General features: G+C 71.6%; 5 protein-coding genes and 2 pseudogenes. All 7 read left to right on the forward strand.

The features are described from left to right. Positions 1 to 1,145, forward strand: a pseudogene (locus G4D87_RS27350) (serine/threonine protein kinase); the annotation flags it as partial. A gap of 47 nt (positions 1,146 to 1,192) precedes the next feature. Then, entirely contained in the window at positions 1,193 to 2,185 is a 993-nt protein-coding gene (gene glyQ, locus G4D87_RS27355) for a glycine--tRNA ligase subunit alpha (protein ID WP_163785485.1), read from the forward strand. Beyond that, positions 2,175 to 4,286 (forward strand): glycine--tRNA ligase subunit beta, encoded by a 2,112-nt coding sequence (gene glyS / locus G4D87_RS27360; RefSeq protein WP_163785487.1) that lies wholly within the window; start codon positions 2,175 to 2,177, stop codon positions 4,284 to 4,286. The genes glyQ and glyS overlap by 11 nt, the downstream gene beginning before the upstream one ends. A 137-nt stretch (positions 4,287 to 4,423) precedes the next feature. Further along, positions 4,424 to 5,902 carry a YncE family protein gene (locus G4D87_RS27365; RefSeq protein ID WP_205507743.1) on the forward strand — a complete coding sequence of 493 codons (1,479 nt, stop codon included), beginning with the start codon at positions 4,424 to 4,426 and terminating at the stop codon, positions 5,900 to 5,902. After that, the gene (locus tag G4D87_RS27370) at positions 5,899 to 7,965 is read left to right on the forward strand and encodes a hypothetical protein (protein WP_240358652.1); all 2,067 of its coding nucleotides are present in this window, start codon (positions 5,899 to 5,901) and stop codon (positions 7,963 to 7,965) included. The genes G4D87_RS27365 and G4D87_RS27370 overlap by 4 nt, the downstream gene beginning before the upstream one ends. A gap of 63 nt (positions 7,966 to 8,028) precedes the next feature. Continuing rightward, the gene (locus tag G4D87_RS27375; protein WP_163785491.1) at positions 8,029 to 8,898 is read left to right on the forward strand and encodes an FHA domain-containing protein; all 870 of its coding nucleotides are present in this window, start codon (positions 8,029 to 8,031) and stop codon (positions 8,896 to 8,898) included. A gap of 109 nt (positions 8,899 to 9,007) precedes the next feature. After that, positions 9,008 to 9,194: pseudogene (locus G4D87_RS39615) on the forward strand (prepilin peptidase); the annotation flags it as partial.

Genomic DNA, 9,194 nt, shown 5'->3' on the forward strand with positions numbered 1-9,194 from the left:
CCCCCAGGCCCGTGCCCCAGCGCCGCCCGGCGGAGGGCGGCAACGGGAGCGCGCCCAAGCCCGCCCCCCAGCGGCGCGCCAGTGAGGCGGCCCCTTCGGCCTCGCGCACGCCGCGCGGCGGCCAGGACAGCGCGCCGGCCGCGCATACGCCCAGGCCGCGCTCCACGGCCCGGCCGGAGGTTCCGGCCGAGTCCTTCGACGAGCCGAGTGACCTCCAGACGCAGCGTTTCCGTTCCAGGCCCCAGCGGCCCGGCGCGGACGGCGCGCGGGCCTCCGCCTCCGGACGGCCGGCGCGCGCTGGTGCGTCCCGGGCCTCGGACACGCCGGTGGAGACGCCCGCCACCCGTCCGCCGTCGCGCTGGGCCGGTCGGCTGTTCCTGCTCCTCCTGCTGGGAGGCCTCGGCTGGGCGGCGACGCTGCCCGCGGTGCGTGCGCAGCTCCAGCCGGGCTTCGAGGCCGCCAAGGCGTGGGTGAGCGCGGAGCTGAATTCGCCGCCGCCGGAAGACCCCGCGAACCAGCCCTGGCCACCCCCGCAGGCGGGCCCGCCGCCCGGCTTCCGTCGGGCCGAGCCGGAGCCGACGCCTTCCGAGCCCGCCCAGGCCGAGCAGGCCGCCTTGGATGAAGAGGCGGTGGAGGACGCACCCGGAGCCAAGGCGCCGACGAAGGCCCCGCCGGTGCGGAAGGCCAAGGAAGGCGCCGTTTCGCCGGCGCGGTGGGCGGCCGCTCCCAAGGCCGAGCCCGAACCGGCCCGTGCCAAGGTCGGCCCGGCCAGCCCACCTCCGCGCGAGCCAGCGCCTCGCGGGGCGGAGGCTCTTCCGGCGACTGAGCCCGTCACCACGGTGACGCAGGACCCCGAGGGCATGGCGGAGGTCCTGGATACGCGCACGGCGCAGGGGGCCGCGAAGGCGGGACTGGGGTGGATGACGCTCTACACGGTGCCGCGCGCGGCCGTGTTCGACGGCGCCACCCAGCTGGGAACCACGCCCCTGAAGCGATTCCCGCTGCCCGTGGGCGTCTACCGCCTGCGCGTGGTGGAGCCGACGGAGGTGGGCGCGGAGAGCCGGCTCCTGTCGGCCCCCATCAAGCCGGGCGAGGAGACGAAGCTTCAAATCCGGCTGGCGGATCTCCCACTCTACAAGGAGTGAGCGCCGTCCTTGACGCTCCGGACCCCCGTCACTAGGGTCCGCGCGCTATGTATTTTCAGGACCTTATCTTCACGCTCCAGAAGCACTGGGCCGACCAGGGGTGCATCAACACGCAGCCCTATGATGTCGAGGTCGGCGCGGGCACGATGGCCCCGTACACCTTCCTGCGTGCCCTGGGCCCGGAGCCCTGGAACGTGGCGTACGTGCAGCCCTCGCGGCGCCCCGCGGACGGCCGGTTCGGCGAGAATCCCAACCGCCTGTTCCAGCACCACCAGTTCCAGGTCATCCTCAAGCCGGCGCCGAAGAACGTCCAAGAGCTGTACCTGGAGTCGCTGCGGAAGATTGGCATCGACCCGTTGGCGCACGACCTCCGGTTCGTCGAGGACGACTGGGAGTCGCCCACGCTGGGGGCCTGGGGCCTGGGCTGGGAGGTGTGGTGTGACGGGATGGAGGTGACGCAGTTCACCTACTTCCAGCAGTGCGGTGGCTTCGACTGCAAGCCCGTGTCCGCGGAGCTCACCTACGGGCTTGAGCGCATCTGCATGTACCTGCAGAACGTGGAGAACGTCTTCGACATCGAGTGGGTCAAGGGCGTGAAGTACCGCGAGGTGTTCCACCCCAACGAGGTGGAGATGAGCAGGTACGCGCTCCAGGAGTCGGACGCGCAGATGCTCTTCGCGCTCTTCGACGCGTACGAGAAGGAGTGCAAGCGCCTCATCGAGCGCCAGCTGCCGCTGCCCGCGTACGACTTCGCGCTGAAGTGCTCGCACGCGTTCAACCTGCTGGACGCGCGCGGCGCCATCTCCGTCACGGAGCGCGCCAACTTCATCAAGCGCGTGCGCGACAACGCCCGGCTGTGCGCGGAGGGCTACCTCCAGATGCGTGAGCGGCTGGGCTACCCGCTGCTCAAGTCGCCGTGGACGGTGGGTGAGCAGCCCCCGGTGCTGGAGGGCAAGCCGGCCAGCGACTACTGGAAGACGGTCGTCCTCAACAAGCCCGTGGAGAAGAAGCAGAAGGCGGAGGTGGCCCATGGCGCGTGACCTGCTCCTGGAAGTGGGCGCGGAGGAGATTCCGGCGTCGTTCATCGGCCCCGCGCTGGAGGACCTGAAGCGCGTCATCACCGAGCGCATGGCGGACGCCCGCCTGAAGCACGGCGAGGTGCGGACCTTTGGCACGCCGCGGCGGCTCGCGGTGTGGGTGAGGGACGTGGCGGACGCGGGCGAGGACATCACCAAGGAGGTCCTGGGCCCCAGCGCCAAGGCGGCCTTCGACGCGCAGGGCAAGCCCACCAAGGCGGCGGAGAAGTTCGCCGAGGGCCTCAAGCTCACGGTGGACCAGCTGGGCCGCGCCACCACCGCCAAGGGCGAGTACCTGTCCGCGCGCGTGGAGGAGAAGGGCCGCCCGGCGGCGGACATCCTGAAGGACACGCTGCACGCGGCGGTGCGCGGCATCAACTTCCGCAAGTCCATGCGCTGGGGCGACGTGGACACGTCCTTCGCGCGCCCGGTGCAGTGGCTGGTGGCGCTGCTGGGCGGCGACGTGCTGCCCGTGGTGTTCGGCGACGTGACGAGCGGCCGGGCCACGCGGGGCCACCGCTTCCTGTCGCCCGGCGCCATCGAGCTGAAGGCCCCGGCGGACTACGAGGCGGCGCTGGAGAAGGCGCACGTGGTGGCGGACATCGCGAAGCGCCGCGCGCAGCTGGTGGAGAAGGTGAAGGCGGCGGCGAGCAAGGCCGGCGCCCAGCTGCTGGAGGACGAGTCGCTGGTGGACCAGGTGACGAACCTGGTCGAGCTGCCCAGCCCGGTGGTGGGCACCTTCGAGGAGCGCCACCTGGACCTTCCCCCGGAGGTGCTGGTGCAGGAGATGAAGAGCCACCAGCGCTACTTCTCCCTGGTGGACGCCGCGGGCAAGCTGCAGCCGAAGTTCATCGCCGTGTCCAACACGCCGGTGCGCGACGAGCAGCTCAGCCTGCGCGGCTATCAGCGCGTGCTGCGCGCGCGGCTGGCGGACGGCCGCTTCTTCTTCGACGAGGACCGGAAGACGCCGCTCAGCGACCGCGTGGAGAAGCTGGGCCGCGTGGTGTGGCAGGGGCAGCTGGGCACCTACCTGGAGAAGGTGGAGCGCTTCCGCGCGCTGGCGGTGTGGCTGGGCCAGCAGACGGGGCGGGCAGGGGAGGCGGCCACCATCGAGCGCGCCGCCACCCTGGCCAAGGCGGACCTCGTCACCGGCATGGTGGGCGAGTTCCCCGAGCTCCAGGGCGTCATGGGCCGCGAGTACGCCCGCGCGGGGGGGGAGCCGGACGCGGTGGCCCTGGCCATCGCTGAGCACTACCTGCCGCGCGGCGCCGAGGACGCGCTGCCCACGCAGGACGCGGGCGCGCTCATCGGCATCGCGGACCGGCTGGACTCGCTGTGCGGCATCTTCGCCATCGGCAAGGCGCCCACGGGCGCGGCGGACCCGTTCGCCCTGCGCCGCGCGTGCATCGCCATCATCCGGCTGGTGCTGGGCCGGGGCTACCGCTTCAGCCTGTCGGCCGCGGTGGACGAGTCGCTCCGGCTGCTGGCCCCGAAGATCGCCAACGCGAAGCGCAAGGCCGGCGAGCCCGCGCCGCGTGAGCAGGTGCTGGAGTTCTTCCGCGGCCGCCTCAAGGCGCTGTGGGGCGAGCAGCACCGCACGGACGTCGTGGAGGCGGTGCTGGCCGCCGGCTTCGACGACCTGGTGGCCGCGCAGAAGCGCCTGGAGGCCCTGAGCCACCTGGTGGGCCGGGCGGACTTCCAGCCCCTGGCCGCGGCCTTCAAGCGCGTGGTCAACATCGTGGAGAAGCAGGGCCGCGACGTGCAGGGAGGGGAGACCAACCCCCAGAAGCTGGTGGACGAGCCGGAGCGGAACCTCCACGCCGCCTTCACCCAGGCCCGGAGCACGGTGTCGGGGCTGGTGCGCGCGGATGACTTCTCCGGTGCTCTCCGGGAAATCACGGGCCTGAAGCCCGCCGTGGACACCTTCTTCGACAAGGTGATGGTCATGGCCGAGGACAAGGCCCTGCGGGAGAACCGCATCCGCCTGCTCGTGGAGATTGGCGCCCTGTTCAACCAGGTGGCCGACTTCTCGAAGATCCAGGCCGAAACGGCCGCCGCGGCCTGAGGCGTGGCCTGCCTGCCCTCCGGGGGAAGAAGCACCCCGGGGGGCACGGCGTCGTCGGGCGCAAGGCGCATGGGAATGGCGCGCCGCGTTTCCGGTTGCCCGGGGGGAGGCCCCTTCCTACACTCCGCCCCCCTCTGATGCGCGCCTACCTTCTTACCTCCGCGCTGCTCCTCGTGTCCTGCGCCGTTGGCACCGAGAGCAAGCCCCCCCCGTCCACCCGGCTCGTGTACCCGAGCGGTCTTGCCTTCTGGCGCCCCGAAGCGGGTCCGTCCACCAACGGATTCCTCTACGTGGCGAGCGCCAACTTCGACAAGTGCTACGACTCCGGCTCGGTCGTCGCGCTGGATTTGGACGCGGTGGGGGTGCGGCCCTTCGGGACGGACTTCGCCCCCGAGGAGTCGCTGCCCAACGACGTCACGTCGCTGGGCATCGGCGCCCAGTCCTACGTGCAGATTCAAAGCTTCGCCGGGGAGATGGCCATGTGGAGCCCCCCGGGCCGTCCGCCGCGGCTGTTCGTCCCGGCGCGGGCGGAGGGCAGCCTGCTTCACGCCATCGACGTGGGCGATGACGGCCTCAGCCTGAGCTGCGTGCAGGGCGGCGAGCGCGACTGCCGCGTCAACGCGCTGTCGCTGCTGGATGTCCCAGGGGCCTCCAACGGGTTGCCTTCGGCGCCGGGGCCGCTGGGCGTCAGCGTGGCCGGCAACGGCGAGGACGCGCGCGTCTGGGTGACGCACACGGAGCTGGCCGGGCCGCCGACGACCTTCGCCGAAGCGGACCTGGCGGGCTACGTGCTTCACCTCCCCGCCGCGAACCCCACGCGCGACGCGCTGAGCACCAGCGAGTTCGTGACGCTGGGGACCAATGACCGGCTCTCCGGCGTCGCCCACGCGACGGCGATTGGCAGCCGGTATGTGTACGCCTCGGGGCGCAACTCTTCCTCCACGCAGCTGGGGGCGCTGCCGGCGCGCTTCATCCTGCGGCTGGTGGACCGGACCGTCGCGGGCCGCGTGCTGGAGACCGACCTGGAGCTGTCGTACTCGGTGCGTGAGGCGCGCGGCGTGGCGGTCGTCCCGGCTGCCACGCGCGTGCCCGACCCGGCGTCACCCGAGCTCACCATCGTGGACGAGCGCGTCTACCTGCTGGCGCGCGGTCCGGACACGCTGCTCATCCTGGACGTCCTGAACGCGGCGGGCACGGCGCCCGACGCGGGGACGGCCCCCAGCGTGCGCATCGTGTCGGCGCTGCCGGTGCCCGCGGGCGCCAGCGAACTGGAAGTCATCCCGCGCGGCCCTGGCCGCGGCAACCTGGTGGCGGTGACGGGCAGCGGCGACGAGGCCGTGGCCATCTTCGACGAAGAGGTGGGGCAGCTCGTCGCCCAGGTGCAGGTGGGCGACAACGACCCGAACCAGCCCAGCCAGCCCTTTGGCCTGGCCGCGGACGTGCGCGGCAACAGCGCTCGCATCTTCACCAGCACCTTTGGTGACGGCCGCGTGGCCATCATCGACATTCCCGACCTCGACCGGCCGCAGAACGCCCGGCTGGTGGCGCGGCTCGGCGCCCGGCAGGGAAGAGACCCGCGCCAGGGCACCAGCCTGTGCCAGGAGACCTCCCCGTGAAGCGCGGTACCCTTGCTCTGCTCCTCGCGAGCGCCGGCCTGTCCGGCAGTTGCTCCTCGACCAACGTGACGACGGGCTTCGCCGGCCTGTCCGGCACCTTCGACGTGACGCTGGCCAACGACCTCGTCTTCGTGACGTCGTCGGACCGGGACGAGCTGCGCGTGCTCGACCTGGACTCGAACCCCCGCACCTTCGTCCCGGCGCCCAACCCGCTGGAGGCGCTGTCCATCCCCGTGCTGGACCGGCCGGACGCGCTCACGCGCGACGTGGCCTACAACGCGGAAGGCAACGACGTCCCGGGGCCGTACATCTACGCGCGCAGCTCGGGCTCGTCGGAGGTCTCGGTGGTGGCGTCGGCGCGCGACCAGCTCCGGCAGGTCGCCCGGCTCCAGGCGGCGAGCATCGTCACGGCCTTCGCGGCGCGCTCGCCCGCCGAGGGCAGCGGCGGCCCCAGCACGCTGTACTACGCCATCCAGGACCCCGACGGCCTCTTCGGCGCGGACACCGGCGGTGCCCGGGTGATGCGGCAGGAGCTCCCGGGGCCCGATGCACTGCAGGCCGCGGAGCCCGCGGCGCTTCCCGAGCCGGTGACGGTGTTCTGTCTCCAGCCCGGTGAGTCCATCCTGGCCATGACGATGGTGGCCGGCGAAGGCCAGTTCGCGGTGGCCACGCGGCAGGCGTCGGGCCGGTCGGGTCGCACGCTGCTCGTCACCGATTCGGGCCCGGTCGCCGACTGCCTCCAGCCCTCCGCGCCCACGGTGGATTTGTCCGAGGGCTTCGGCAATGTGCCGGTGCGGCTCCTGGTGAGCCACCCCCGCATCGCCATCCCCGACGTCGAGCCCATCAACGCGGGCCGCTACATCTTCGGCGTCCGGGACGAAGCCGCGTGCTCCGCCGCGCGCGAGTGCTCCGGAGTGCTCGCGGTGGATACCGAGTCGTCCCCGCCGGGGCAGACGGCGAGGGACCTCAGCGGGGCGCCGATGCTCCCCATCTTCCCCGCGGGCGGCTTGCCGACCGGCCTGGCCCTGGTTCCGGACGCGCCGCTTCGCATCCTGCTCGACGATGGCTCGGCGGTCCCCATCCGGGTGCCGCTCCTGGGCGTCATGCCGTCCTCCAACGGCTACATCTCGCTGTTCTCCGCGAGCGACCTGCGCCAGTTCGACCTGTCGGGCGCGGCCGCGCGCGCCACGGTGGCGCTGCTGGACAGCAACGAACTACCCGTCGTCATCGAGACGGCGGACCTGGTGACGGTGACCCAGGACCCGACGCTCCAGTCGACGGTGCTCTACGAGGGCTCCGTTCCGAACGGCTTCTACCGGATCATCTACCAGGGGGGACTGCCAGGGCTGAGCAGCCTGCCGAGGGACGTCGACGCCCCGCGGACCTTCGAGGCGGAGGCCGTCGTGGCCGCCTCGGCGCGGGCCGGGGACCTCATCATCCTGGAGGGCACGGATGTCCTGTGCGCCGTCGATCTCCCCATCACGTCGGTGGAGCCCGTGGCGGGGACGTCCCGGGTGCGCTTCGCCATCGCGGACTCGCAGGAGATTCCGTCGGACTGCGCCAGCCTGACGCGGTTCACCGTGCGTGCGGGTGGAGACCAGCCCTTCGTCCTCTTCGACGAGGCGGGTACCTTCCTGTCCCGCGATGTGACGGGGGCCTCGAGCTACAGCATCCCCACGGAGTACTTCTTCCACGCCGAAGGCTTCTACTTCGACGACGACTCCAACCCGCTGACGCCGCCGGTGCCGAACCTGTCCAGGTTCCCCCAGCCGCCGCCGCCGGTGCACATCCGGGTCGCGGCCGTGGGCCGCGAGGTGCGTCGGGGAGACCGCTACACCGTGACGGTGACTTCCGGCATCCGCAACTACATCTTCACCCCGGACGTTACGGCGGGGACGGGGCTGGCGTTCTACACGCTGCCGGGGCCGGTGGTCGCCGCCCAGGACCGGGAGGCCAGCATGGCCTACATCGCCTACCCATCCGCGGACGGCATCCTCCAGGTCGCTTTCGAGGGCCTCTCCGACAACCGGGCGCAGTCATTGGCGCTGGTTCCCTTCGAGTAACTGGGCGGAAGGGGAGGCCTCTGCTATCGTCCGGGGCTTCCTGGTTCACGCGAGTCAAGACCGATGATCGATCAGACCTCCCGTCCTGCCCGCAAGGTTGGCATCGCCGACCACCTGTGGGAGACGTTCGAAGACATGGCCCAGCAGATGGGCTCGGATCGCGATGCCCTGATCAACCAGGCGCTCTTCATGTTCGCGCGCCTGAACGGCTTCCTCGAGGCGCAGCCCCGCTCCGAGGCCGCCGTGGGGCCCGTGGCCGCCGCTGCGCCGGTGAAGCCCGTTCAGGCCGCTGCCTCCGCGGCTCCGCGTCCGTCCGCGCCGCCGGTGCTGGCGCCCGCGCCCCGTGCGGAGTCCACGCCCGCGCCCGCGCGGCCCCCCGTGCGCGCCACGCCGGAGGAGCGGGCCTCCGCCAACGGCCTGGACAATGACCCGGTGCGCCGCGAGGTGGCCGAGCGCGTCCTGGAGACCGCCGCGGAGCTGGAGCGCCTCATCAAGGGCAAGAACAGCGAGCCGCCTCCGCCCGCCGACGACCTGGTGGAGGAGGACGAGGAGCCGCTCCCCGAGGCCGAGGACCCAGGCCTCCTGGACGAGGAGCCGCTCCCCGAGGAGGCCGACGAAGAGCCCGCTGACGACCTCGCCGAGGAGGAGGAGGTCGGCGCGCTGTACCTGGTGACCGAGTCCGGGGATCAGGAGCAGATCGTCAAGGAGCGCTTCGTCATCGGCCGCGGCAAGCACTGCGACTTCGTCATCAACTCCGGCAAGGTCTCCCGTGAGCACGCCGTCATCTCCCACGAGGGGGACGACTGGATCATCGAAGACCTGGGCTCGTCCAACGGCACCTGGTTCAACAAGCAGCGCATCAAGCGCCGCAAGATTGAAGACGGGGACGAGTATTTCATCTGCAGCGAGAAAATCCGTCTCCTGGTCCGATAATCGGTGACCCAGGCCCCGTCCCGCGGGGCTTCTGGTTGTTCGCCAATTGACGGGCTCCAGGCGTCCCTGGTTTGATACCGGACGCCTGCCGCGAAGAGGACAGGCGCTGATGACGCCTGTTCAAATCGTGTTGTGGACGGTTCTTGGAGTGGCCCTCGTGATCTCCGTGGTGACGGATGTGCTTCGCCGCGAGATCCTCGACGCGGTCACCTACCCGCTGATGGCGGTGGGCCTGGGCGTGCGCCTGGCCACCGAAGGGGTGGGGGACCTGGAGCATGGGCTCATCAGTGGGGTGG

The sequence above is a fragment of the Myxococcus vastator genome (assembly GCF_010894475.1).
Classification (GTDB): Bacteria; Myxococcota; Myxococcia; order Myxococcales; family Myxococcaceae; genus Myxococcus; species Myxococcus vastator.